The organism is Nostoc sp. DedSLP03 (assembly GCF_034530815.1).
GTDB lineage: Bacteria > Cyanobacteriota > Cyanobacteriia > Cyanobacteriales > Nostocaceae > Nostoc.
In genome coordinates this window covers 1-23,303 of sequence record NZ_JAVRCK010000112.1, presented here as the reverse complement: position 1 = coordinate 23,303, position 23,303 = coordinate 1, and the positions used below count along the sequence as shown (strand labels likewise).

Annotated in this window: 29 protein-coding genes and 2 pseudogenes; 20 read left to right on the top strand and 11 right to left on the bottom strand. The window is 40.1% G+C overall.

Translation table 11 applies throughout. The features are described 5' to 3' along the window. The 12 genes and pseudogenes from RM368_RS33610 to RM368_RS33555 all read left to right on the top strand — a co-directional run. Positions 1-204, top strand: a pseudogene (locus RM368_RS33610) (nitrogenase molybdenum-iron protein alpha chain); the annotation flags it as partial. A gap of 220 nt (positions 205-424) precedes the next feature. Further along, complete coding sequence (gene nifK / locus RM368_RS33605; RefSeq protein WP_322698065.1) at positions 425-1,960, top strand: nitrogenase molybdenum-iron protein subunit beta; 1,536 nt, start codon at positions 425-427, stop codon at positions 1,958-1,960. A 310-nt stretch (positions 1,961-2,270) separates the two neighbouring features. Next, positions 2,271-2,618, top strand: coding sequence for a Mo-dependent nitrogenase C-terminal domain-containing protein (locus RM368_RS33600; protein WP_322642577.1), 348 nt, complete (start codon positions 2,271-2,273; stop codon positions 2,616-2,618). 120 nt (positions 2,619-2,738) lie between these two features. Further along, complete coding sequence (gene nifE / locus RM368_RS33595) at positions 2,739-4,121, top strand: nitrogenase iron-molybdenum cofactor biosynthesis protein NifE (protein ID WP_322698064.1); 1,383 nt, start codon at positions 2,739-2,741, stop codon at positions 4,119-4,121. Continuing rightward, positions 4,121-5,458 (top strand): nitrogenase iron-molybdenum cofactor biosynthesis protein NifN, encoded by a 1,338-nt coding sequence (gene nifN / locus RM368_RS33590; protein ID WP_322698063.1) that lies wholly within the window; start codon positions 4,121-4,123, stop codon positions 5,456-5,458. The genes nifE and nifN overlap by 1 nt, the downstream gene beginning before the upstream one ends. 210 nt (positions 5,459-5,668) lie before the next feature. Next, entirely contained in the window at positions 5,669-6,082 is a 414-nt protein-coding gene (nifX, locus tag RM368_RS33585) for a nitrogen fixation protein NifX (RefSeq protein WP_109012236.1), read from the top strand. Beyond that, the gene (locus RM368_RS33580; protein ID WP_322698062.1) at positions 6,079-6,555 is read left to right on the top strand and encodes a NifX-associated nitrogen fixation protein; all 477 of its coding nucleotides are present in this window, start codon (positions 6,079-6,081) and stop codon (positions 6,553-6,555) included. The genes nifX and RM368_RS33580 overlap by 4 nt, the downstream gene beginning before the upstream one ends. A gap of 84 nt (positions 6,556-6,639) precedes the next feature. Then, entirely contained in the window at positions 6,640-6,840 is a 201-nt protein-coding gene (locus tag RM368_RS33575; protein WP_100900533.1) for a CCE_0567 family metalloprotein, read from the top strand. A 90-nt stretch (positions 6,841-6,930) separates the two neighbouring features. After that, complete coding sequence (gene nifW, locus RM368_RS33570; RefSeq protein ID WP_094339965.1) at positions 6,931-7,248, top strand: nitrogenase-stabilizing/protective protein NifW; 318 nt, start codon at positions 6,931-6,933, stop codon at positions 7,246-7,248. A gap of 10 nt (positions 7,249-7,258) precedes the next feature. Further along, entirely contained in the window at positions 7,259-8,056 is a 798-nt protein-coding gene (locus RM368_RS33565) for a HesA/MoeB/ThiF family protein (RefSeq protein WP_322681420.1), read from the top strand. 121 nt (positions 8,057-8,177) lie between these two features. Beyond that, positions 8,178-8,549: an iron-sulfur cluster assembly accessory protein gene (locus tag RM368_RS33560; protein WP_322681497.1), complete on the top strand. Its 372-nt coding sequence runs from the start codon at positions 8,178-8,180 to the stop codon at positions 8,547-8,549. A 228-nt stretch (positions 8,550-8,777) separates the two neighbouring features. Next, positions 8,778-9,077 (top strand): 2Fe-2S iron-sulfur cluster-binding protein, encoded by a 300-nt coding sequence (locus RM368_RS33555; protein WP_069069799.1) that lies wholly within the window; start codon positions 8,778-8,780, stop codon positions 9,075-9,077. 353 nt (positions 9,078-9,430) lie between these two features. On the opposite strand, the gene RM368_RS33550 is transcribed toward RM368_RS33555, so the two are convergent. After that, positions 9,431-9,640, bottom strand: coding sequence for a molybdopterin-binding protein (locus RM368_RS33550; protein WP_322667910.1), 210 nt, complete (start codon positions 9,638-9,640; stop codon positions 9,431-9,433). A gap of 297 nt (positions 9,641-9,937) precedes the next feature. Between RM368_RS33550 and RM368_RS33545 the strand changes: the two genes are divergently transcribed. The 5 genes from RM368_RS33545 (at position 9,938) to RM368_RS33525 (ending at position 14,452) form a co-directional block, all read left to right on the top strand. After that, positions 9,938-10,819 carry an AAA family ATPase gene (locus RM368_RS33545; RefSeq protein WP_322698061.1) on the top strand — a complete coding sequence of 294 codons (882 nt, stop codon included), beginning with the start codon at positions 9,938-9,940 and terminating at the stop codon, positions 10,817-10,819. 35 nt (positions 10,820-10,854) lie between these two features. Then, a complete protein-coding gene (locus tag RM368_RS33540; RefSeq protein ID WP_322698060.1) occupies positions 10,855-11,994 on the top strand; it encodes a homocitrate synthase in 1,140 nt (379 codons plus the stop codon). Positions 11,995-12,321: 327 nt separating this feature from the next. Next, positions 12,322-12,810, top strand: coding sequence for an ankyrin repeat domain-containing protein (locus tag RM368_RS33535; RefSeq protein ID WP_322698059.1), 489 nt, complete (start codon positions 12,322-12,324; stop codon positions 12,808-12,810). Further along, positions 12,773-14,059 (top strand): nitroreductase family protein, encoded by a 1,287-nt coding sequence (locus RM368_RS33530; protein ID WP_322698058.1) that lies wholly within the window; start codon positions 12,773-12,775, stop codon positions 14,057-14,059. The genes RM368_RS33535 and RM368_RS33530 overlap by 38 nt, the downstream gene beginning before the upstream one ends. Before the next feature lie 18 nt (positions 14,060-14,077). Then, the gene (locus RM368_RS33525; RefSeq protein WP_322698057.1) at positions 14,078-14,452 is read left to right on the top strand and encodes a hypothetical protein; all 375 of its coding nucleotides are present in this window, start codon (positions 14,078-14,080) and stop codon (positions 14,450-14,452) included. 81 nt (positions 14,453-14,533) lie between these two features. Here the strand turns inward: RM368_RS33525 and RM368_RS33520 are convergent, their stop codons facing one another. The 3 genes from RM368_RS33520 to RM368_RS33510 all read right to left on the bottom strand — a co-directional run bounded on the left by RM368_RS33520 (position 14,534) and on the right by RM368_RS33510 (position 16,470). After that, positions 14,534-15,004 carry a hydrogenase maturation protease gene (locus RM368_RS33520; RefSeq protein ID WP_322698056.1) on the bottom strand — a complete coding sequence of 157 codons (471 nt, stop codon included), beginning with the start codon at positions 15,002-15,004 and terminating at the stop codon, positions 14,534-14,536. Positions 15,005-15,326: 322 nt separating this feature from the next. Then, positions 15,327-15,866 carry a restriction endonuclease gene (locus tag RM368_RS33515; RefSeq protein ID WP_322698055.1) on the bottom strand — a complete coding sequence of 180 codons (540 nt, stop codon included), beginning with the start codon at positions 15,864-15,866 and terminating at the stop codon, positions 15,327-15,329. Between the two features lie 181 nt (positions 15,867-16,047). Further along, positions 16,048-16,470 (bottom strand): hypothetical protein, encoded by a 423-nt coding sequence (locus RM368_RS33510; protein WP_322698054.1) that lies wholly within the window; start codon positions 16,468-16,470, stop codon positions 16,048-16,050. Between the two features lie 231 nt (positions 16,471-16,701). Here RM368_RS33510 and RM368_RS33505 point away from each other — a divergent pair, with 231 nt between their 5' ends. The 3 genes from RM368_RS33505 to RM368_RS33495 are packed head-to-tail and all read left to right on the top strand — an operon-like array spanning position 16,702 to position 17,557. Further along, entirely contained in the window at positions 16,702-16,884 is a 183-nt protein-coding gene (locus RM368_RS33505) for a type II toxin-antitoxin system HicB family antitoxin (RefSeq protein ID WP_322698053.1), read from the top strand. Positions 16,885-16,935: 51 nt separating this feature from the next. Then, positions 16,936-17,145 (top strand): hypothetical protein, encoded by a 210-nt coding sequence (locus RM368_RS33500; RefSeq protein ID WP_322698052.1) that lies wholly within the window; start codon positions 16,936-16,938, stop codon positions 17,143-17,145. A 4-nt stretch (positions 17,146-17,149) separates the two neighbouring features. Next, a complete protein-coding gene (locus RM368_RS33495; protein ID WP_322698051.1) occupies positions 17,150-17,557 on the top strand; it encodes a hypothetical protein in 408 nt (135 codons plus the stop codon). 391 nt (positions 17,558-17,948) lie between these two features. Here RM368_RS33495 and RM368_RS33490 read toward each other — a convergent pair whose 3' ends face one another. From RM368_RS33490 to RM368_RS33460, 7 genes and pseudogenes are all read right to left on the bottom strand, one after another. After that, complete coding sequence (locus RM368_RS33490; RefSeq protein WP_322698050.1) at positions 17,949-19,544, bottom strand: nickel-dependent hydrogenase large subunit; 1,596 nt, start codon at positions 19,542-19,544, stop codon at positions 17,949-17,951. 220 nt (positions 19,545-19,764) lie between these two features. Continuing rightward, complete coding sequence (locus tag RM368_RS33485; protein ID WP_322698049.1) at positions 19,765-20,727, bottom strand: hydrogenase small subunit; 963 nt, start codon at positions 20,725-20,727, stop codon at positions 19,765-19,767. Between the two features lie 437 nt (positions 20,728-21,164). After that, complete coding sequence (locus RM368_RS33480; RefSeq protein WP_322698048.1) at positions 21,165-21,386, bottom strand: hypothetical protein; 222 nt, start codon at positions 21,384-21,386, stop codon at positions 21,165-21,167. Positions 21,387-21,479: 93 nt separating this feature from the next. Continuing rightward, positions 21,480-21,665 carry a hypothetical protein gene (locus RM368_RS33475; RefSeq protein ID WP_322698047.1) on the bottom strand — a complete coding sequence of 62 codons (186 nt, stop codon included), beginning with the start codon at positions 21,663-21,665 and terminating at the stop codon, positions 21,480-21,482. Between the two features lie 20 nt (positions 21,666-21,685). After that, on the bottom strand, positions 21,686-22,477 hold the full coding sequence (locus RM368_RS33470; protein ID WP_322698046.1) for an Rpn family recombination-promoting nuclease/putative transposase: 792 nt from the start codon (positions 22,475-22,477) through the stop codon (positions 21,686-21,688). 34 nt (positions 22,478-22,511) lie between these two features. Beyond that, positions 22,512-22,670 (bottom strand): hypothetical protein, encoded by a 159-nt coding sequence (locus RM368_RS33465; RefSeq protein ID WP_322698045.1) that lies wholly within the window; start codon positions 22,668-22,670, stop codon positions 22,512-22,514. Continuing rightward, positions 22,663-23,303, bottom strand: a pseudogene (locus tag RM368_RS33460) (IS110 family transposase); the annotation flags it as partial. The pseudogene RM368_RS33460 and the gene RM368_RS33465, both read right to left, overlap by 8 nt.

Here is a 23,303-nt window from a genome sequence, read left to right as displayed (position 1 = left end):
GTCTTCCAAAAGATGGGTCTTCCTTTCCGTCAAATGCACTCTTGGGATTACTCCGGCCCTTATCACGGTTATGACGGCTTCGCCATCTTCGCTCGTGATATGGACTTGGCACTCAACAGCCCAACCTGGTCATTAATTGGCGCTCCTTGGAATGAAAAAGCTCAGGCTAAGAAGGCTGAAGCTAAGGCTAAGGCTGCCGTCTAGGGAAATGGGAGAGAGCGATAAGTAAGGATAACCTGGGGCTTAAAACCCCAGGGGGGAGTTGGGAATCCAAAATTCAAAATTGAAAAATTAAAATTTCTTTTGATTTTTGCATTTTGAATTTTGAATCACATTCTCACTCCCTTGTAGAGACGCGATTAATCGCCTCTCTCCCACTTCCACCTCGATTAGTAAAGAATTCAGTAAGCTTGGAGATCCAGAAATGCCTCAGAATCCAGAAAAAATTCAAGATCACGTCGAGTTATTCCACCAGCCTGAGTACCAACAGCTATTTGAAAACAAAAAGCAGTTTGAAAACGGTCACGAAGCCGAAGAAGTACAACGGGTTGCAGAGTGGACAAAAGGTTGGGATTATCGTGAAAAGAACTTCGCTCGTGAAGCTTTAACTGTTAACCCTGCTAAAGGTTGTCAACCATTAGGAGCAATCTTTGCTGCTGTTGGTTTTGAAGGTACTCTACCTTTCGTTCAAGGTTCTCAAGGTTGCGTTGCTTACTTCCGCACCCACTTAACCCGTCACTACAAAGAGCCATTCTCTGGTGTATCTTCTTCAATGACTGAAGATGCAGCCGTGTTTGGTGGTCTGCAAAACATGATTGACGGCTTGGCGAACTCTTACCAACTCTACAAGCCCAAGATGATCGCTGTCTGCACCACCTGTATGGCAGAAGTAATTGGTGATGACTTACAAGCCTTCATCAACAACGCTAAGAGTGCTGGTTCAGTTCCTCAAGATTTCCCAGTACCTTACGCTCACACCCCTAGCTTTGTCGGTTCCCACATTACTGGTTACGACAATATGATGAAGGGAATTCTTTCTAACTTGACCGCAGGTCATAAGAAAGAAACCAGCAATGGTAAAATCAACTTTATCCCAGGTTTTGACACCTACGTAGGTAACAACCGCGAAATCAAGCGGATTGCTTCCTTGTTCGGCTTTGACTACACAATTCTAGCTGACAACAGCGACTACCTGGATTCACCTAACACAGGTGAGTTCGATATGTACCCAGGTGGTACAAAGTTAGAAGATGCAGCAGATTCAATCAATGCGAAAGCTACGATCGCTCTGCAAGCACACTCTACCCCCAAAACCCGCGAGTACATCGAAAAAGAATGGAAGCAACCAACCTCAGTTTCCCGTCCTTGGGGCATTAAGGGTACTGATGAGTTCTTGATGAAACTCAGCGAATTGAGCGGTATCCCCATTCCCGAACAATTGGAAATTGAACGTGGTCAAGCAGTTGATGCCATGACTGACTCCCACTCATGGATTCACGGCAAGCGCTTCGCTATCTACGGCGAACCAGATTTAGTATACAGCGTAGTTGGCTTTATGCTAGAAATGGGTGCTGAACCTGTGCATATCTTGGTTCACAACAGCAACGAAGTATTTGAAGCAGAAATGAAAGCACTGCTTGCTTCTAGCCCCTTCGGTCAACATGCAACTGTTTGGCCTGGTAAGGACTTGTGGCACATGCGTTCATTGTTGTTCACAGAACCAGTAGACTTCTTAGTTGGTAACACCTACGGTAAGTACCTGTGGCGCGACACCAAGATTCCCCTCGTGAGAATCGGCTACCCCATCATGGATCGCCACCACTTACACCGTTACGCCACCATTGGTTATCAAGGCGTGATCAACCTCCTCAACTGGACTGTAAACACCCTGTTTGAAGAAATCGATCGCAACACCAACATTCCTTCTAAGACAGATATTTCCTACGACTTGATTCGTTAGAAATTGCGTAGAAACACAACGTGTTAATTAAAGGGTAAAGAAGGGGATTAGGGACTAGGGACTGGGGACTGGGGACTGGGGACTGGGAAAACGCCCAATGCCCAATACCCAATTCCCAATCACCAATCCCCAATCCCCAACTTCCCTTTTTCTTGATAAGACATCTTGCAAAAGTAGCTTTTGCTTTCCGGTTGGAGAAAGGTTAAAGGTTACTGGGTTTGGGAAAATTCCATACCTTTACCCTTTAACCCTTCCCCTTTTCCCCGACAAATGCCAAGAAGTCTATAGCATTTACCCAAGGGATTTATAAATGGAAACCATCAATCGCACTCACGAACACACTCACACTCATCCTCATCCTAATTACCATCCACCTAATCAGAAAAAAAGAGGGTGGTTCCACAATCTTCTGAATCCGTTGCGTGGTGTAGTGGATGGAATTCAGGTTAAAAATAATCGCTTCGCTCATCTAATTTGCCAAACAATTCCTTGTTGTTGTCCCTTTGAGCGACAAATTAAATTATTTGGAAAGTGTATTGATATCCCACCACTATGTAAACTCAATCCTTTATATGACGAATTCGTAGGATTGCGTTTCCGTGCTCTATCTTACCTGACCGATGTCTGTGGAGAGGATGTCACAAAATACATTTGTTAGTCATTGGTCATTGGTTATTGGTCATTGGTCATTGGTCATTGGTCATTAGTCATTAGTTGTTAGTTGTTATTTATTCAAATGACAAATGACAAAGGACAATTAACAATTAAGAGAAGAGAGATGAAAAGCACCCAAGGCAAAATCAACGAGCTGCTGACTGAGACAGGATGCGAGCATAATCAGCACAAACAATCCGAAAAGAAAAATAAATCATGCGCTCAACAGGCACAACCTGGCGCGGCTCAAGGGGGCTGTGCCTTTGATGGTGCAATGATTGCTCTAGTGCCGATCGCAGATGCAGCGCATCTAGTCCACGGGCCGATCGCCTGTGCTGGTAATTCCTGGGGTAGTCGTGGTAGTCTGTCGTCTGGCCCGCAACTCTACAAAATGGGCTTTACCACTGACTTGGGTGAAAATGATGTCATCTTCGGTGGCGAAAAGAAACTCTACAAAGCGATTCTGGAACTTCACGAGCGCTACCAGCCAGCAGCAGTATTCGTCTATGCCACTTGCGTTACAGCCTTAATTGGCGATGATATGGATGCTGTCTGCAAAGCGGCGGCTGAGAAAATTGGTATTCCTGTTGTTCCTGTCATTGCTCCAGGATTCATTGGCAGTAAAAATCTGGGCAACCGTTTTGGCGGTGAATCTTTATTAGAATATGTTGTCGGCACAGCAGAACCGGAACATACAACGCCCTATGATATTAACTTAATCGGTGAATATAACATCGCCGGTGAAATGTGGGGAGTAACACCACTGTTAGAAAAATTAGGCATCCGTATTTTGTCTAAGATTACGGGCGATGCTCGCTACAATGAAATTCGCTACGCCCACCGCGCCAAGCTCAACGTCATGATCTGCTCGCGAGCGCTGCTGAATATGGCGAGAAAGATGGAGGAGCGTTACAACATCCCTTACATTGAAGAGTCTTTCTACGGCATCGATGATATGAATCGCTGTCTGCGAAATATCGCTGCTAAATTAGGCGATCCCGATCTACAGGAGCGGACAGAAAAGCTCATTGCAGAAGAAACGGCTGCTTTAGATTTGGCATTGGCTCCTTATCGCGCTCGACTCAAAGGTAAGCGGGTTGTTTTATATACTGGTGGTGTTAAGAGTTGGTCGATTATTTCGGCTGCTAGAGATTTAGGCATTGAAGTTGTTGCTACCAGTACTCGGAAAAGTACTGAAGAAGATAAAGCCAAAATCAAGAAGTTGATTGGCAACGATGGCATCATGCTGGAGAAGGGCAACGCTAAGGAATTGCTACAACTGGTTAAAGACACCAAAGCAGATATGCTGATTGCTGGTGGACGTAACCAATACACCGCTTTGAAAGCTCGAATTCCTTTCCTTGATATCAACCAAGAACGCCACCATCCTTATGCAGGTTATGTGGGAATGATTGAGATGGCGCGGGAACTGTACGAAGCTCTGTATAGCCCGATTTGGGAACAAATACGCAAACCCGCTCCTTGGGAAGAAGAGGAGGAAGTTTAATGGCGATCGTTACCGCTTCTAACAAAGCACTGACAGTTAATCCTCTCAAGCAAAGTCAAGCTTTGGGCGCAACATTAGCCTTTTTGGGATTGAAAGGGACGATGCCCTTATTCCACGGTTCTCAAGGTTGTACTGCTTTCGCCAAAGTTGTCCTGGTGCGGCATTTCCGGGAAGCGATTCCCCTCGCTACGACGGCGATGACGGAAGTCACTACCATTTTGGGTGGTGAAGAGAATGTCGAGCAAGCAATTCTCACTCTGGTGGAAAAAGCTAACCCAGAAATTATTGGTTTATGTAGTACTGGGTTGACTGAAACTAGAGGCGATGACATTGAGGGATTTCTTAAAGAAATCCGCGATCGCCATCCTGAATTGAATGATTTAGCGATCGTTTTTGCACCTACCCCAGATTTTAAAGGTGCGTTGCAAGATGGCTTTGCTGTCGCTGTGGAAAGCATAGTTAAGGAAATCCCTCGCGCGGGTGGACTCAGAACTGAACAAGTCACGATTTTGGCGGGTTCTGCCTTCACACCAGGGGATGTACAGGAAATCAAAGAGATAGTCACATCCTTTGGATTAGTGCCGATCTTTGTACCTGACCTTGGCGCTTCTCTAGATGGACATTTAGAGGATAATTATAGTGCGGTTACAGTCAGTGGGACTACCTTAAAACAGCTACGAGAAGTGGGTAGTTCTGCCTTTACCCTGGCATTAGGCGAAAGTATGCGGGGGGCTGCCAAGATTCTGGAAGAACGCTTTGGCACACCTTACGAGGTGTTTGGCGAACTGACTGGATTAGAACCAGTAGATGAGTTTATCCAAGCATTGGCGATTCTGAGCGGTAACAGCGTACCCGAAAAATACCGCCGCCAACGCCGTCAGTTGCAAGATGCAATGTTGGACACTCACTTTTACTTCGGTGCAAAACGAGTTTCCCTCGCACTGGAACCAGATTTGTTGTGGTCAACCGTGCATTTCCTGCAATCGATGGGAGCACAAATTCATGCGGCGGTGACAACCACGCGATCGCCTCTGTTAGAAAAACTCCCGGTTAAAAGCATTACCATCGGCGACTTAGAAGACTTTGAAAGTTTAGCAGGCGGTTCTGATTTGCTGATTGGTAACTCGAATGTGGGTGCGATCGCAAAACGCCTTTCGATTCCTCTTTATCGTTTAGGATTGCCCATTTATGATCGCTTAGGTAATGGTCAATTTACCAAAGTTGGCTATCGAGGCACAATGGAACTTTTATTTGGCATCGGCAACCTGTTTTTAGAGGCAGAAGAAGCGAGAGTTAAACAGTTTCAAGAGTTCGGAACTGTGAGCGCTGAGTTTTGAATTCTTCTTCAAGAATTCAGAAGTCAGAATCCAGAATTCAGAATGCTTTTCAGAAAAAGTAAAACCTGTCACTGATTGTTTGCCCTGAACGTTTTCGTAGGGAAAAACACTAAATATGCAGATTTAGTTCTTATTCCTGAATTCTGAATCCTGACTCCTGAATTCCTTCTTCCCAATTCAAAATTCAAAACTTTAGAGAGGAGAATTACAATGAAAATAGCCTTTACGACGAGCGACCGAGTTCATATTAATGCTCACTTCGGATGGGCAAAAATGATTGATGTTTACGAAATTACCGATGAGGGATATCACTTCGTAGAAACCCTCACCTTTGAAGGCGAACTCAAGGAAGATGGGAATGAAGACAAAATCACCCCAAAACTTGAAGCAATAGGTGACTGTACGATTATTTACGTAACAGCAATTGGTGGTAGCGCCGCCGCTCGGTTAATCAAGAAAGGTGTCACCCCAGTGAAGGCGCGATCGGAAGAAGAAGAAATTAGTGAAGTGCTAAATAAGCTAGTGAAAACCCTCAAAGGTAATCCTCCACCTTGGTTGCGTAAAGCTTTACAGCCAAAAACCACAAACTTTGCTGATGAAATCGAAGACGAAGCAACAGTATGACCGCAAATAATAGTGTGAACGGAACCGCTACAACTGAAGTCTTGAACTCACCTTTCCTGAAGGTATTAATCAAACAAATCCGTGGTCAAGACAGTTATGGAGTTTATCGTACTTGGTCGAATGAGTTGATTCTCAAACCTTTTATTGTCACCAAACAAAAGAAACGGGAAATCTCCGTTGAGGGCGAAGTTGATGCGGTAACTCAAGCCCGGATTATGGCATTTTTTCGAGCTGTAGCGGCTGGGATTGAACAAGAAACGGGTTTGATATCCCAGGTTGTAGTTGATTTGAGCCATGAAGGATTTGGCTGGGCGCTAGTTTTTTCTGGTCGTCTTTTGCTAACTGTGAAAACCCTGCGAGATGCTCATCGCTTTGGCTTTGACTCGCTAGAGAAATTAGCAGAAGAGGGAGAAAACTACGTCAAAAAAGGTCTTGATTTGGCGAAGCGCTTTCCTGAAGTTGGCAAAGTTTAAGTAGTCATTAGTCATTGGTCATTGGTCATTGGTAAAAGATAAATGACTAATGACAAAAGACAAAGGACAAAGGACAAATGACAAATGACAATTGAGGAACTACAAGGACAAATCAGACGGCTTAACAGCAAAGCAGGTCAAATGAAAATGGATCTGCATGATTTAGCTGAAGGTCTGCCAACAGATTACAACCAACTTATGGATGTTGCCGCCGCAACTTATGAAATCTATCGCCAGTTAGATGAACTTAAGCAACATCTAAAACAATTGGAAAATGCTAAATGACCTAAGAGGAAAAAGATACAAGCCCTAAAATCATGGGGATTGTTAATTTTGACTTTTGACTTTTGACTTTTGAATTCGGAGCGAAGCGACGTGACTGGAACTATTGATGAATTCAAGAAGCTCGTAGATGCAGAAGAATTTTTTCAATTCTTTAATATGTCTTACGATTTAGAAGTTGTGAATGTAAATCGTCTACATATTCTGAAAAAGTTTTCTCAATATATGCACGAAATTGATGAGAATTCTCCTGACTTGAGTCAAGAAGAGAAACTAAATCAATATTCTTTGGCTTTGCAAAAAGCTTATCAGGTATTTATCGAATCGACAGCTTACGAACAAAAGCTGTTCAAAGTGTTTAACGACAAGCCGAAAAATGTAGTCACACTGACAGAAATCACTTCTGATTAGGAGGTATAAATTGGTTAACCTAACGCCTACCGAATTAGAACGCTATCGTCGCCAAATGATGCTTCCGAATTTTGGCGAAACAGCACAGAAACGCCTGAAGTCAGCGACAGTTTTGGTTACGGGTGTGGGGGGATTAGGCGGTACGGCGGCGCTTTACTTAGCAGTAGCGGGCGTTGGGCGGCTAATCTTAGTCCGGGGTGGTGACTTGCGGCTAGATGATATGAATCGTCAAGTTCTCATGACTGATGATTGGGTAGGTAAGCCAAGGGTATTCAAAGCTAAAGAAACTCTGGATGCGATTAATCCTGATGTCCAAGTGGAAGCTGTTCATGATTACATCACCCCGGAAAATGTAGATTCGTTAGTGCAATCTGCCGATATGGCTCTTGATTGCGCCCACAATTTTACAGAGCGCAATTTGTTAAATGAAGCCTGTGTGCGATCGCGTAAGCCAATGGTAGAAGCCGCCATGAATGGGATGGAGGCTTACCTGACAACGATTATTCCTGGTGTGACTCCTTGTTTATCTTGTCTGTTTCCAGAAAAGCCTGATTGGGATCAGCGCGGCTTTTCAGTTTTAGGCGCTGTTTCTGGGACACTAGCTTGTTTAACAGCTTTGGAAGCTATCAAGCTGATCACCGGGTTTAGTCAGCCTCTATTGTCGCAATTGCTGACAATCGATTTAAATCGAATGGAATTTGCTAAACGCCGTTCTCACCGCGATCGCTCTTGTCCAGTATGCGGTAATAGTGCGCCTTGGAGACACGCGCAATCCAATTCGATGGAACCCACAGTCAATAGTCATTAGTCATTAGTCATTGGTCATTGGTCAATAACAAAGGACAACTGACAAATGACAAAGGACAAAAGACAACTGACAACCCACATCTGCAATCAGAACAACTAATCGCTACAAATCAGGAGAACTGATGGCCGTTATTTTATCAGAAAAAGCAGAATTTCATCTGCGGGCATTCCTTAAAGGTTCTGCACCCGACGCTGATGGCGCAACTAAAGGTGTCCGCATCTCTGTAAAAGATGGTGGTTGCAGTGGCTATGAATATGCGATCGATATCACCAGCAAGCCCCAACCAGATGATTTAGTAAGTCAGCAAGGCAAGGTACTGGTTTACGTTGATGCTAAAAGTGCGCCCTTATTAGACGGAGTTATCGTTGACTTTGTTGAGGGAGTGATGGAAAGCGGTTTTAAATTCATCAACCCTAATGCAACTGATACCTGCGGTTGTGGAAAGTCTTTTAAAGCAGGTGACTGTACGCCTACTGGTGTACCTTGCAGCTAACATCATTTCGTTAGTGCTAAGTCAATTGTAGAGACTTCTCATAAACGCACTCCGCAGAGTTTCAATGCTCTTGAGGTAGCTTCTAGTTCGCTTTGCATTCCTTATCTCTATGAAAAAGCTAACTAAACTTAGCATCTCTGTCAGAAGAAGGGAAGCAAAAAGTAGGATAGGTTGCTCAAAAAATTCGGAAATTAGACCAATTGTATAACGTTTGAGGAGAATCTGAAAATGGCTTCCTACCAAGTTAGATTAATCAACAAAAAAGAAGACATCGACACCACAATTGAAGTTGACGAAGAAACCACCATCTTAGAAGCAGCAGAAGAAAATGGTATTGAGTTGCCCTTTTCATGTCATGCAGGCTCTTGCTCTAGCTGTGTTGGTAAAGTTGTCGAAGGTGAAGTTAATCAAGACGATCAAAACTTTTTAGATGACGATCAGGTTTCTAAGGGATACGCTCTACTGTGTGTAACTTATCCTCGTTCTAATTGCACAATTAAAACACATCAAGAAGCATATCTGGTCTAAATTATTACTTTGGTTGCGAAAGGCAGCAACCAAATAAAAAATGAAGGATGAAGGATGAAAGTATACTTCCTTCTTCCTTTCACAATTCATAATTAAAATGTTTACCCGCTTTAGTGTTATTGACTGTTCCTTAAAATTATTGAAAATAGGAGAGCGAGGAATTGTAACTTTCTGTTATGAAAAATAAAATACCCAACTTTTTAAATAAGTCGAGTATCTATAATTTTCAATTTTAAAAATCTAATATGATTGCTGCAATTACGCTTGAATACATTATTGCACTCTAATTATATAAATAAATGCAATTTATATGAAAATATAGAGTGGCTCATAAAGGAAGCCAACTCTATTTTTTAATCAACAGCAACGATCACATCTGATGATTTAATCACAGCATAAGCTTGCTTACCTTCTGCAAGTGATAGCTTTTCTGCTGACGATTTTGTGATAATTGACACTAGCTCTACTCCGGGCGCTAGTTCTAAAGTTATCTCAGTATTAACTGAACCATGTACAACTTTTTTTACAGTACCCTTCAGAGAATTACGAGCGCTAATTTCCATGTTTTTAATCCACTAATTTGAACTATTTATACTTTAGTAAGTTAGCAAGTTTTGATTTTAAAAATAGCTTTTTTTAAAATATCTTAATAATATTTAAATAAACTCATTTGTTTGACAAGCATTACGCAAATAGGTGGGGCAGTCATTTGTTCTAAAAAGTAAGATAAAAAATTTAAAAAAAGTAACTATTGATGTATATTATCATCAACTTAAGATAGCTACTTGGTTATGTGTAAATACTGAGGTATTAGTATGATTGCATCTTTATAATAACTAGTTTAAAAAGAGGCTCATATTGTGCAGAATCGAGTTAATACAACAAGGCAAAATCTATTTTTTGAACACTTAAGTTTAGGTGTAGGTGTAGGATTTCCTGTTCCTAAAGACTGGTTGCCAATAACAAGTTTCCCTTTACTAATCATAGTAGGTATGACTGGGGTAGGAAAAAGCACGATCGCAAAAGCTTTGGCTAATGAAGGCTTGGATTTTACACTTTTACCTAATCGTCGTGTTTTAACCGAACGCGTAATAATTGCGCCAATGTTAAAAATGCAAGAGAAACTCATGCAACCCGATTGTCGGATTAAACGTTTAACTTATACTCGCCTTTATCGAGAAAACTTTCCCGGTGGAATGGGTCACATTTTAGCTTCGCTACATATTAATCCACAACAAGTAAACTCTATGTTAGTTTTCGATAGTTTACGTGGTGAAAATGAAATTCGCTATGCAGCTAAGGCTTTAAAAAATGCTAAATTTGTCATGTTGACTGCACCAAATACTGTACGTTTAGAAAGGCTTATAAAACGTCATGATTCTTTCGATCGAATTGCTAATCAAGAGTTAGACGATCGCATACAAATTATTCCAGAAGTACTGAGCAATTTTGCGAGTTTGGGCGTACCAGAAGCTTCTGCTTATTTTACTCCTAAAGAAGAACAACAAATCTTAGAACTTGTCAGGAAACAAGTTGTCATAGGTGTAGAATTGCGGGACAAACTAAAAATATTTGTCGAAGAAAGTCAGAACTATGATTCGGTTTTGACGAAACAGATTTTAGAGGCGATGGATACGAGCGATCGCTCTCTTATAATTGATACTATAGCCAGTCCCCAAGAATCAGCCAAAGCAATTATTTCTCTATTATGCAAATCTGTTAATATAAAAACTAATAAGTGAATATCCTTAGTAAGAATTAGTATAGGGATTGCTCAATGTCACTATCTGAATTTGCAATTGTAGAAAGTACTCTCCGTGAAGGCGAACAATTTGTCAAAGCCAATTTTTCTTCAGATGATAAAGTCGAAATTGCTGAAGCCCTTGCTGCATTTGGAGTGGAATATATAGAGTTAACATCACCAATCGCTTCACCTCAATCTAGACAAGACTGTGAAAGATTGGCTCAGTTAGGCTTGCCATCCAAAATATTAACTCACATTCGCTGTCACTTAGAAGATGCTAAAATCGCTTTAGAAACAGGGATCGCTGGGATTAATTTAACTATTGGTAGTTCTTCTTTGATGCGTCAGTTCAGTCATGGAAAAAATATTAATCAAATTATTGATTTAGCATCTGAAGTTTTAACTTTTATCCATCAACAGTCTCCTGATATTGAGTTACGGTTTTCGGCTGAGGATTCGTCACGTACTTCTATAGAAGATTTAATCACAATTTATTTGGCAATTGAAAAATTAGGAATTGTCAAACGCATAGGAATTGCCGATACGGTAGGAATTAGTAGCCCAATGCAAATATTTGAATTAGTGAAGACTTTACGCCAGTTCACCAATTTAGATATTGAGTTTCACGGTCATAATGATACAGAATGTGCAAATGCTAACAGTTATACAGCACTGGAAGCGGGAGCAACTCATATTGACACTTGTGTTCTGGGAATTGGTGAGCGCAATGGTATTACCTCACTAGCTGGATTCATCGCTAGGTTATATGCCACAAATCCAGAACAGATTAAGTCGAAATATCGCTTAGATCGACTTGGTTACTTGCATGAATTAGTTGCGAGAAAAGTTGGAATTTCTATTCCTTTTAACCACTGTGTTTTTGGTGAGAGTGCTTTTAGTCATAAAGCTGGTATTCATACCAAAGCTATGCTTAATAATTCTGAGACTTATGAAGCTATTAATCCCCGAAGTTTTGGTGTAACGCGCTCAATTTTAATCAATCATAAATTGGCTGGAAAACAAGCGGTTAATCACCGAGCTAATGAATTAGGACTTTCTTTTAATTTATCCCAGCTTAAAGATATTACCAATATGCTGAAAACTTTAGCTGACAAACAAAATCTTACCATCGAAGATGTAGACAAGATTTTATATTCTTATCATTGCCAGTAAATTTAAAAATATACGCACTTACTATTCAAGTGCAGATCCCCGATTTCTTGAAGAAGTCGGGGATCTAAATTCACCTATATCTGCTATTAATCTATATTATAAAATAAAACTGTAAAAATTACTGCTTTTCTATTATTTTTCCAGCTTTTTTAAGAAGAATGTTCGCTGTTCTTTAGAAATGATTCATAATTTAAACTTATAAAATTGATAGTATATATGTAAGTTAAAAGGATTTAAATAGCATTTTGGCAAAAATGGTGAGCATTGCTCACCATTCTATTTGTGAAGCAAATTTATATTAGTAAAAAAGTTAAATTAGGAATAATTATGAATCGAACCAACAGTCAAAGTTTGAGTGAAGTAACAACTCAATGGTTAATAGCAAAAGGCTACAATCTTAATGATTTAAATCAGTTGGGTGAAAATGGCGATACAGCTTTGATGAAAGCGACAAGAGAAGGAGTTTATACAGTCGTCAAAGAACTAGTTGATGCTGGTGCAGATATCAATGCTCGAAATAGCGATTGCAACAATGCTTTGTGGTTTGCTTGTTTTGGTAATCACTACGATTTGATTAATTTACTGTTGGCTCACAACATTGACATTAACAACCAAAATGATAACGGTGCAACTGTTTTAATGTACGCAGCATCAGCCGGAAAGACAGAAGTTGTCAAGTTACTTTTACAACACGAGCCTAATTTATATTTAAAAAACTTAGATGATTATAAAGCAATAGATTTTGCTAGCAATGTAGAAGTCTTAAGGATACTTAAAAATGTCATCAAGTCAGATATCGGGCAAAGCCTATCATGACGCTACCAAGCATTCTTACTTATCGGTACAACTTAACCCAAATTATGTAGATGCTTCAACACAGCCATCTTCATTTAAAGTTTATCCTAAGTTTTATCGAAGAGTGAAATTAAATCTCAATAATCCTGTTCATGCTTTTATCTCATTAACCAGTGCGATAACACTAGAAAAAGTATATAAAGATGGCCCATTAAAACTGCGAGTAAATCCATCAGCAGGCGCTCTGTATCCTACGGAAGTTTACGTACAGGTTCGCGGCGTTGAGGGGATAGTAAATGGTATATACCATCTAGAAGTTGAGAATAATTGTCTAACTCTCATCTATGAATTAATTGATGATGGATTAGAGAATTATATTATACCTGGTAAATGTATCAACGGATTCATCTTTTTAATTAGTTGTGTTTATTATAGGTCTAGCTGGAAATATCAAAACAGGAGCATAAGATATTGCTTCTTAGATAGCGGACACCATTTAGGTGCAGTTGCCGCTTCAGCTTTTCTCTACAACCGAGATATACAACTAGTTTTTGACTTTGATAAACTCACTCTTAATTCGGATTTGGGATTTGAGAATAAAGAGTTTATCACTGCTTGTGCGGTGTCAGGAGAATTACAAGACAAGAAAATCAGACGCTTAAGGCTGAAAGTTCCTTTTGTCTCTGGTACTGATTATTTTGAGTCCAATCAATTTATTGAAGATGCCTATCAAGCAACAACTCTAGAAAAGAGTCGTCAGCAAAAATTAGAGTATCCTCAATTTGATTTCGATCGGGATAAATTTTACCAAGCTGTTTGGCATAGACGTTCTATTAGACGTTTCCGGAAAGAGGCTATTTCTCAAGAAGATTATTTATATGTAGTGCAACAACTTCAACAGTCAATACCGACAGAAAACTATGAGGAAATAGAAATTTACTCAGTGGTGCATCGAGTAGAAGGAATGACACCTGGGTTATATAGAGGTACACATCTGGTTAAAACAGGTAATTTTAGTGAAAATACAGGTTACTTATGTATTAATCAGGCTATTGCTAGAGATAGCGCTGTAACTTTATTTTTTGTGTCAGATTATTTAAATTATCAAACTGCTATGCAAATAGCTGGTTTTCTCGGACAAAGGCTTTATTTAACTAGTAATTATTTGGGAATTCAGTGTAGTGGAATTGGTGCTTATTATGATGACGAAACCCAAGAATTATTAGAAACAAATAAAGATGTACTTTATGGAATGGTGATTGGAATATAAGCAGGAACCGAAAAAGAGATGGCTAGAAAAATGCATTACTTAAATGGTGATGATTCACATCCTATACAACCGACATCGGCAGATATTATACTGCGGCAACAACTAGAGTATTCTATTAGCAGATACTTTTATGAAGCGTGCGATCGCACGATTCAAAATCTACTATCTAATTGTCGATGGTATGTCACAACTCATGCCAATGCTTTAACATTGGTAATTGAATGTCCCGATCGAGTTACTAATTGGCGTGTTTTACAAAAAATTGTGCCAATGGGGACATTGCTATATGGAATCGTCAGCAGTGCTAAAATTCGTGTTTGTCCGCCAGAAAGCCAAGGCGTACCTTTTGAAATGAGGGTAGATGAACTTTCTGTTTATCGGGATTGGGCGTGATTCGATTTTGGATTTTAGATACTTCGACTCCTTTCGACTTCGCTCAAGGCAAGTCGCTCAGTACAAGTTTTGGATTTTGGATTAGTTAATATTCTGGCTGATAAGTGCAGCTACCTCTTCAAAAACTAAATCAGCAGAATCTTTGACAACAGGACTTAACTCTAGCCCCAAATCAAGATTTGCCGCTTCAATTAAATAAACTGTCACCTCTTCGGGAAAGTCATTTTGAAAGATTTTCCGTCCGGCGGCTAAAGCATTATCCCAACGAAAATCGTGCAAGTTATAACTAGGTTCGGGCATTGCTTCCAGTTCTTTTCCTGGAACTTTAAACACAGCACCAGGTTCAGAACCAGTTGAACTTGCATCAATAATTACTAATTGTTTACTACCTCTAGCTTGAAACATTACTTCCATCCCTGCGGTGCCACAGTCATATACTCGCACATGAGGATGAGGGTTTTCAGCTAGATATTTTTGTAAGCGCTGGGCAATGATTACGCCTACAGCGTCGTCATTGCGATTGAGATTGCCGCAACCGATAATAGTTAGCATGGAATGAGATTTAATTGTTTAAGCAGTTGCAAATTCAGTCAAAGCTTAGGCAATGTTACTCATATAAAACTTCACGCATTGTCCCATCAGGATATATAAGAAACATTTTCTTTTCAAAAATAGATTTCATAATTAACCATATATAGTTTTCTTGTATTTTTACTACTTCTGTATGTGTTTTTATAATGCCTTGGAATTCTAAAGACTTAACCTTAAATTCTAACTGTGTATTGTTAACCTTTAAATATGTAGGATTAGGAAATAAAATTTCTTTAAATACAGGTTGATCAAACTTTTGTGCTTGCTCTAATTCTTTAAAAAATTAATTTAGTATATCTCTAATTCTTTTTTGAGAATTATCTGGCATTAAGTAATAACTATCATCTATTCTGACTTCTAGTTTTACTTCTTCATCACAAATATTATTAAAAAATAATATTTCTGGTGCAAGCATTTGAATATTTATATTTATCCTTGTTAATCTGTTTTTTAAATCTTGATCTAATGGTTCTCTAAGCTCTACTAGACCAATATTGTGATATTCAGCATACTTAGCTCCATCTTCAGTGAAACCTAGTTTGGATACAATAATAGCTTTATCAAAGTTACAATCATCACGAATCTCGATGAGCTTCATGACTTTATCTTTATCAATTTTTTCATTCCAATATTTACATTCAATCGCTGTTTTATATGTATGAATACCTCCATCATGAGAAGTTATGACATCTACCTGATGACTGACTCCAGATTTACCAGTACATTTACAGGAATTTCCATAGCATACAATCTTAACTTCCTGTTTTTTACCTAAAACTTCATATATGCTCTTTACAGTTTCTTCGTAGGTTTTCCAGTCCATAACTATCTTTGATGAATAACGTTAACTTTAACATCTTAACAAAAATGTTATAATTTTTACTTTCTTCAGCAATATATCTAGAATTATTACAGGGTAATGTCGCTAAGGCAATCGGTATTAAACAGAGACTTTGACTAATAATACAGACAAAGCCTCTGAAAAAGAACTTATCAGCAGGAAACTATAAAGCTACACCATGTTTCTTGGCAATTTCAGTCAGTTTGTCATACTGATCTTGTGATACTTTAGTTAATATCTCTTCAGCCTGTTCTTTAGTACTTCCCTCTTTAGGAATTAAATACTTGACATAAAGAGATACAAAATCTGCTGCGATCGCTAAACCAGATAAATTATGTTTGTCAGCTTCTTTACCAGCGATCGCAGCTACCAAACCAGCTTTAATTGGGTCTGGTTTAACTTTCATGAACTGATCGACAAGTTTAGGAACGTACTCTTGTGGTGGCAAATTATCTAACTTACTTCTATCAGGAGTAAAGTTACATTCTGCAGCTTGAGCTTGCTCTAAAACACACCATTCTATGTATTCTTGCAATGCTGCATCGGGAACGCGAGGGAGATAATTATGTAGCGCTAAATCAGACACAAGCTTACCGTGTAAATTGCTGTTTTATGCAAATGCATTAACGCAAGCCTAACCCACTATTTCTATAAGTTTTAGTGTGTTACGCTACGAGTTTTGAATATGAGGCATTGGGAATAGGGCATTGGGCATAGTTATTTTTCCCTCATTTTCCCCAAATTTATCTTTTGGACAATCGCTCAGGTAAATGACCGATCTAGTAAGCTGTAAGTGAGCGTTGTCGATGATTGTGATATGAAAACTTTTACTGCGATCGCTGAAAGAGATTCTGATACTAAGTTCTATGTCGGCTATGTCCCTGGCTTCCCTGGAGCGCATTCTCAAGGTGAAACCTTGGATGAATTGCAGGAAAATTTACGTGAAGTTATTGAAATGCTTCTAGAGGACGAGGATCTGGGCTTCTGCTCAGTTGGATGACCAATCTAGTAAGCTGTAAGTGAGCCTAGTTGGATAAATGAAGCGCGAAATATGACACTTACTGAGCTACTTCCTGCTGTCCGCAAACTGTCTGTATCAGAAAAACTTAAGCTAATCCGCATTTTGGCAGAAGAATTGGATACTAACGAAGATATTGCGCCTCTAGAACCGTTTAAAACCTATGATTTGCCTACACCTTACAATTCATTTGGTGCAGGTGAAGTTCTTATGCAAGCATTGAAACAGACAGATCAAATATGACCAGATGCGATTCAAATACTCAACTATTGATACTTCTCAAAATGAGTTTGACAGTTTGCCACGGATTCCACTGCGTCTTCGTCTAGGTGATAGAACGGTTGAAGCTCTTGGACTGGTGGACAGTGGTGCAACTGTAAATGTCTTACCCTATGAAATTGGTATTGAGTTAGGTGGGGTTTGGGATGACAGCAGGGCGATTATTCAATTAGCAGGCAACCTGAGCAATCTGCCAGCAATGCCATTCTTTGCAAACGTTGAGATCGGTGATTTTGCGGCAGTTCAACTGGTATTTGCTTGGGTGAGAAAAGCAAATGTACCCTTAATTTTTGGACAGACAAACTTTTTCCTAGAGTTTGATGTGTGTTTCTACCGTTCCAAACTTGAATTTGAGATTAAACCAAAATCTGAGTAAGAAATTTAATCTGTGAGGCGATGTCTACAACGGGCTATGCCTACGCTTGCATTCGATCTAGTCTATGAGAGTTATTGAGTATGAGCAAAAGTGTTAATAACAGATTTTTAGATAAGCTAATGATTTTGTACTTAACAAAGATGCAAAAGATGCTTATGTTCCTACGCAGCAAATACTTGATGAAGCCTATCCTTCGCCAGGATAAATAACCGTGAATAAAAGACTTCAAGAATAAGAAAATATAAAATCTAGACGATATTTTCAAGCATTCTTTGATGATAATGTTGGAGAGTTTTTAGTTCAAATTGAGTTTTCAAAATAAATTGCATTCATAAAATCAAGTGGCTAATTGAATTACAATTAGCCACTTGTTACTTAGTAATTAACATCTCTAAGCAGTCCGAAAACGTGCTAACTCCTCACCCGTCTTCGCATCATGCGCGTGTACTGTACACACCAAACATGAATCAAACGATCGCGCCACATGACCAACTTCCACCGGATCGCTAGAATCGTAAATGGGTGTGCCAATTAAAGCTTCTTCAATGGGGCCGCGGATTCCTTCACCGTCACGAGGCCCAATATTCCAAGTACCTGGGGCAATCACTTGGTAATTTTTAATTTTACCGCCCTCTACTTCTACCCAGTGACACAAAGAACCCCGCGCCGCTTCCGTTGCACCCCAACCCTTGCCATCTTTTTCTGTGGGTTTGATATACCAAGGGTCGTTTAATTTGAATTCGCGCAAACAGTGTTCGGCTTGACGATATAACTTGACAAGTTCGTGAACTCGTGCCAATTGACGTACATGAATACTAGGGCCGCCCATCCGTTTGAAGACATCGAGGATAAAGCCGTCGTAGTGTTGCCAAGATTCGCCATGTTTGCCACCAGCTACTAACTGACGCGCTAAGGGGCCAGCTTCCAAACGTCCGAAGTCTTTGTGCAGGACTGCACTCGCCCAAGAGTAAGCGTTATCGAAGTCTTTGGTATTATTGGCAGTGGGTTTAGTATTGCGATCGCTAGGGTGAATATCTGCTGTCCCTTCATCGTACCAAGAGCGAGTTGTATTCTCGCGGGTAAATGACTGATCCATTAGGGTGTGAGTGTGTGTGAAGCTGTCGTACACTCCACTTTTCATAATCATCGCCGCATTTCGTCCTTCGATAGTCGGCTTTTGGTATTTATCTTCATGGGCTAAATATCCCCAAGTCACATATTTCCCAACACCAGCGCCATATCTATCTAAACCGATATCTAAACCCATCCGCCAATAGAAACCTAAGTCGGAATCTCGATGATTGCGGTTTTCATCTAACCAATCTCTGAAGTCATCATAAGTTTGGATTTGTTCGTAGCGTTCTAAAGAACAACCTAACCACACTGGTTCTAACCAATTGGTGCGGAAATATTCGAGAAGCGCCCAAGCACGGGTAATATCTGTAAGAGTGGGGGCGCACATCACACCACCGGGAACCATATAACTGCTGTGAGGCCATTGTCCGCCCAACAGTGCATAAATTTCTACGGGTTTAGCAGAAATTGTGATGCCTAATTCATAAGATGTGCCTGTGAAAGCAGCAAAACGTCTGGTAGCTTCCTCATAAAAGCGACTATTGCGGTATTTTTTATTGGTTAAATCAATGGCAAACAAACCATAAAAGTAGCGGGGAATGCTTTGAATTGTCTCGACAATTTGTCCGAGATTTCTCGCCAAAATTGCATTGCGGGGAACTTCTGTTTCCCAAGCTGTATCTAATGCCCAAGATGCACAAGTTAAGTGAGAACCGCCACAAATTCCGCAAATGCGAGGTGTAACAATTAATCCAGCTTGGGGGTCTTTACCGCGGAGGATAACTTCAAATCCTCGGAAAAGTTCGGCGTGTGTCCAAGCGTTGACTACTCTGCCATGTTCAATATCGACTCGGACATCTAAATCGCCTTCAACTCTACCAACGGGCGATATATCTAATGATTGAATTCCCATTTGTTATTTGTCCTTTGTCATTGGTCATTTGTCATTTGTCATTTGTCCTTTGTCATTTGTCATTTGTCATTTGTGATTGGTAATTATTCACTCGCCTCACTGCAAAATAGTCGAAACCTTTGATTTCTCGTTGAGAGGTATAGAGAAGTGTGAAAGGTTATAGTCATTAGTCAAATCACAAAGGACTAATGACTAATAACAAAGGACTAATGACTAATGACTAAACTGTAAAAAAGTCTTCTTCTGCCCAAGGTGGTGCTGCATCTTTTGCAACCATTGTCAGTAAGGCGTATTCTTTTTTGTTCACCCCTGGCGGTAATTCTTTGGGAACTCCCATTACTGTTTGGGTTTTAAATACGGTTCCTGGTTTGAGGTCAAAGAAGGGAAATTCTGGTTCGGTGCAACCCAAACAAGGCATTCCGGCGCGGGTTTTGGAGGAGACGCGATTCCATAAGATGCGGTTGCAGGAGGAATGGGTCATGGGGCCGCGACAACCCAAGTCATAAAATAAGCAGCCTTTACGCTGACCGAATTCGGCGGTTGAGGCTTTGTAGGCAAAGTGGACGTTACGAGTACAACCTGTTTGGGTATAGGTGTTAAAGAAGGTTTGAGGACGATTTAGTTCATCGAAAGCAATGTCTGCTATGCGTCCAGTAGCGATCGCAACTAATATCTGCGTAATCCAGTCGGGATGGGCGGGACATCCAGGTATATTGATTACAGGTAATCCGGCTTGTGAGACGAAATCTTTCCCTAAAAAGCCGCCTTCTTGACGTTTGAGAAATTGCAAACCTTCTGATTCGCTGGGGTTAGGTGACATGGCGGGAATTCCTCCCCATGTGGCACAGTCTCCCACGGCGACGATAAATTTAGCAACTTTAGCGAGGTCTGCTAACCAATCTTTCATGGCGCGATCGGCAAACCGATTCCATTCACCAGTGCCGTTGGGGGCATTAACAACGCTACCTTCAAATACCAAGATATCTAAAGGAATTGTGCCAGAAATACAATTTCGTAGCAGTGTTTGCAAATCGTTGCCTAGTTCCAGCCCCAAGGAAGGATGCCAAAGTATATTGATACCAAAGTCGGCAATTAAATCGCAAACTGTCGGTTCTTCAGCGTTGAGAAATGACATGGTGTTACCCGAACAAGCACCACCCTGTAGCCATAGTACGTTAGTCATCGGCTATGCGTTTTTCTATTGTTTCCCATGCATGATGTAGGTGATAATGCTTGTAAAGTCTCACCTGTTTATCAATATATATTTTTCAATACTAAGATATTTTTGATTGAATTATCGTTCATTAAAAAAGAATTAATCATTAAAAATAGCTAAAACTTTGACGAGATTATTTTAAATTATTATGTTTGTTATACTCGTAACATATTTAACAAATAAAAACACTAAAAACAAAGTTATTATTTTTTACTTACTGACGTTTAATAATCTCGTCTACTGAATTTATGGCTGTTAAAACTCTGTAATAATTACTGCTAGTTGTTAATTTGTACGAAAGTATGGGTATTTTAACCAGTCATATTTTAATGTGATAATCAAGTCAAATTAAGCAAAATATTGGGGTACAAGACTTTGCACCCCGTCAGCTATATCTCGTTGTTTTAAGATGTTGGTTGTGCAGCTTGCTTAACAACTTTTTTGTCCAAATCTAACGCTTGAGCTATCTGCTCAATACTCAAACCAAACGCTAATAAGTGCGGTATGGCTTCTAACTTAGCTTCTTGTTTAGCTTCTTCAAAAACTTCTCGCTTACCTTCTTTTTTACCTTCTTCAAAAACATATTGGAAAAATCTAGTTTGCCTCAAGTCATTTAATTCAAACATTTTTCCGATCTTCTCCTGGCTCAATCGCGGCAACTTGTAGATTAATATCGTCTCTATTAAAAGCACTGTTAAACCTTCGCGCACTCTATTATTTTAGGATTTTGCTTGTGCAGCTTGCCTAACAACTTGTTCGTCCAAACCCAACGCTTGAGCTATTTGCTCAATACTCAACCCCAGCGCTAATAACTGGGGTATCGTTTCTAACTTACCTTCTTGTTTACCTTCTGCAAAAACATCTTGGTAAAATCTAGTTTGCTTTAATTCAGTCGATCCAAACATTTTTCCGATCTCCTCCTGTTTTAGGATTTCGGTTGTGCAGCTTGCCTAACAAGTTCTTCGTCCAAACCTAATGCTTGAGCTATCTGCTGAATACTTAAACCCAACCCTAATAACTGGGGTATGGTTTCTAACTTACCTTCTTGTTTACCTTCTTGTTTACCTTCTGCAAAAACATCTTGGTAAAATTTAGTTTGTTTTAACTCATTTAATCCAAACATTTTTCCAATCTCCTCCTGGCTCAATCGCGGCAACTTGTAGATTAATATCGTCTCTATCAATTGTATAATTTCCCTAATAGTAGCGACATCTGGAATTTGCTGTCGAGCAATGTTGACTATTTCGATAGCTCTTGTTGTCGCAGTTGATTCGGGTTCGATGATGAGTTTAACTGTCTCTATGCCGATTGATGATGCTTCAATTGAGCTTAATTCGTCAAGATAGACGCGAGTTACTCGTTGTGAGTTGAGTAGTTCTGTATATCTCTCGGTATCTCCAGTATCAACACTGCGGTTGGGGTAGATGACAACACCACGCCAATTATTGGTTAATTCGGTTTTGTCAAGATAATTAAAGATTTCGGTAAATAAACGTGAATAAAACTTTTTATCTGGTTGAAATTGCACTTCGGCAAAATAAATGGGTAGTTCTGCTGCATTTGGGAGGAAAACGCCATCGATTCTAAACGCTAGTTGTTTGACTTCGACTGAAGAAAATTGGTAAACACTAGCTAGTTGGGGCGGTTGGTTAATCAGTTCAAAAAAAGTAGTAGGAATACTCTGAAAGATCCGATAGAAGATACTGTCTGTTTTCACTCTAGTAATTTATGGGGAATGGGGAATGGGGACACTAATAAAGATCGAGAAAAGTGAAATCACCCCACTCAAGAGAAAACCAGCCATAGGGACGAAATAAGCGTTTATCATCTCTTAGAGGAAAGCTTTCTAAGTGAAAAAGAAAAATAGTAATGTATAGTGCGCCATTTCGAGTCACACGAAATTCAAACATCAACTTGGCTCCCAATATTTACTTTTACCAGTTCTCGAAACAATAGCCGCGCCCCTTTAGCCGCAACGCGATTTCTGACAAGTTTTACCGGGCGGCCAGCTGCTTTTTCAGTATCCAATTGCTCGCCCAAGGTTTTGCCAATATCATTTTTCAAGCGTGATCGCTTTGGCTCAATGCGAGTAAAAACCCACTGCCACAAGGATTTACGACACAAGTCTGACCCGCCTACCACTTTGCTTTTACGGCTATCGCCGGAAGCTTCAAGGGATGGAGCAGCGCCTAATGCTTTTTGAAATCTTCTCAGTGAAAGGTGGCGTTTGGTAGGCTTTTTGGAGTTTCGCCCCTGGCGTATCCTCACCTCTGGCTTACCATCTGCATTGAGGAATCCCTCGATGGGGTATATCTGGGAAAGGATGACCGATGAAAGGCGATCGCCAAATCCAAACTTTTTAAAAACTGTGCGGTAATGGTCAAACCGAGAATCAGCAAGCAGTTTTCGTAATTCTCCTTCAATGCTGTGTTCTTCACTTTGGAGATTGCAGATCCTCAAAGCGTGTTGGCGAACTGTGTCAGTGATGCCCAAGCCTACTGTTTGGGAGTAAAGGCAGTCATAACGCTTGCTTTTGCGAATTC

Excerpts from the sequence above, each read along its gene's own strand:
- RM368_RS33560 (WP_322681497.1), top strand. The coding sequence starts at position 8,178 with ATGGCCGTTATTTTATCAGAAAAAGCAGAATTTCATCTGCGGGCATTC.
- RM368_RS33505 (WP_322698053.1), top strand. The coding sequence starts at position 16,702 with ATGAAAACTTTTACTGCGATCGCTGAAAGAGATTCTGATACTAAGTTC.
- RM368_RS33600 (WP_322642577.1), top strand. The coding sequence starts at position 2,271 with ATGGAAACCATCAATCGCACTCACGAACACACTCACACTCATCCTCAT.
- nifN (WP_322698063.1), top strand. The coding sequence starts at position 4,121 with ATGGCGATCGTTACCGCTTCTAACAAAGCACTGACAGTTAATCCTCTC.
- RM368_RS33495 (WP_322698051.1), top strand. The coding sequence starts at position 17,150 with ATGCGATTCAAATACTCAACTATTGATACTTCTCAAAATGAGTTTGAC.
- RM368_RS33465 (WP_322698045.1), bottom strand. The coding sequence starts at position 22,670 with ATGTTTGAATTTCGTGTGACTCGAAATGGCGCACTATACATTACTATT.
- RM368_RS33480 (WP_322698048.1), bottom strand. The coding sequence starts at position 21,386 with ATGTTTGAATTAAATGACTTGAGGCAAACTAGATTTTTCCAATATGTT.
- RM368_RS33580 (WP_322698062.1), top strand. The coding sequence starts at position 6,079 with ATGACCGCAAATAATAGTGTGAACGGAACCGCTACAACTGAAGTCTTG.
- RM368_RS33500 (WP_322698052.1), top strand. The coding sequence starts at position 16,936 with ATGACACTTACTGAGCTACTTCCTGCTGTCCGCAAACTGTCTGTATCA.
- RM368_RS33515 (WP_322698055.1), bottom strand. The coding sequence starts at position 15,866 with ATGGACTGGAAAACCTACGAAGAAACTGTAAAGAGCATATATGAAGTT.
- RM368_RS33555 (WP_069069799.1), top strand. The coding sequence starts at position 8,778 with ATGGCTTCCTACCAAGTTAGATTAATCAACAAAAAAGAAGACATCGAC.
- RM368_RS33540 (WP_322698060.1), top strand. The coding sequence starts at position 10,855 with ATGTCACTATCTGAATTTGCAATTGTAGAAAGTACTCTCCGTGAAGGC.
- RM368_RS33535 (WP_322698059.1), top strand. The coding sequence starts at position 12,322 with ATGAATCGAACCAACAGTCAAAGTTTGAGTGAAGTAACAACTCAATGG.
- RM368_RS33520 (WP_322698056.1), bottom strand. The coding sequence starts at position 15,004 with ATGCTAACTATTATCGGTTGCGGCAATCTCAATCGCAATGACGACGCT.
- RM368_RS33490 (WP_322698050.1), bottom strand. The coding sequence starts at position 19,544 with ATGGGAATTCAATCATTAGATATATCGCCCGTTGGTAGAGTTGAAGGC.
- RM368_RS33530 (WP_322698058.1), top strand. The coding sequence starts at position 12,773 with ATGTCATCAAGTCAGATATCGGGCAAAGCCTATCATGACGCTACCAAG.
- RM368_RS33525 (WP_322698057.1), top strand. The coding sequence starts at position 14,078 with ATGGCTAGAAAAATGCATTACTTAAATGGTGATGATTCACATCCTATA.
- nifK (WP_322698065.1), top strand. The coding sequence starts at position 425 with ATGCCTCAGAATCCAGAAAAAATTCAAGATCACGTCGAGTTATTCCAC.
- nifX (WP_109012236.1), top strand. The coding sequence starts at position 5,669 with ATGAAAATAGCCTTTACGACGAGCGACCGAGTTCATATTAATGCTCAC.
- RM368_RS33550 (WP_322667910.1), bottom strand. The coding sequence starts at position 9,640 with ATGGAAATTAGCGCTCGTAATTCTCTGAAGGGTACTGTAAAAAAAGTT.
- RM368_RS33485 (WP_322698049.1), bottom strand. The coding sequence starts at position 20,727 with ATGACTAACGTACTATGGCTACAGGGTGGTGCTTGTTCGGGTAACACC.
- nifE (WP_322698064.1), top strand. The coding sequence starts at position 2,739 with ATGAAAAGCACCCAAGGCAAAATCAACGAGCTGCTGACTGAGACAGGA.
- RM368_RS33575 (WP_100900533.1), top strand. The coding sequence starts at position 6,640 with ATGACAATTGAGGAACTACAAGGACAAATCAGACGGCTTAACAGCAAA.
- RM368_RS33475 (WP_322698047.1), bottom strand. The coding sequence starts at position 21,665 with ATGTTTGGATCGACTGAATTAAAGCAAACTAGATTTTACCAAGATGTT.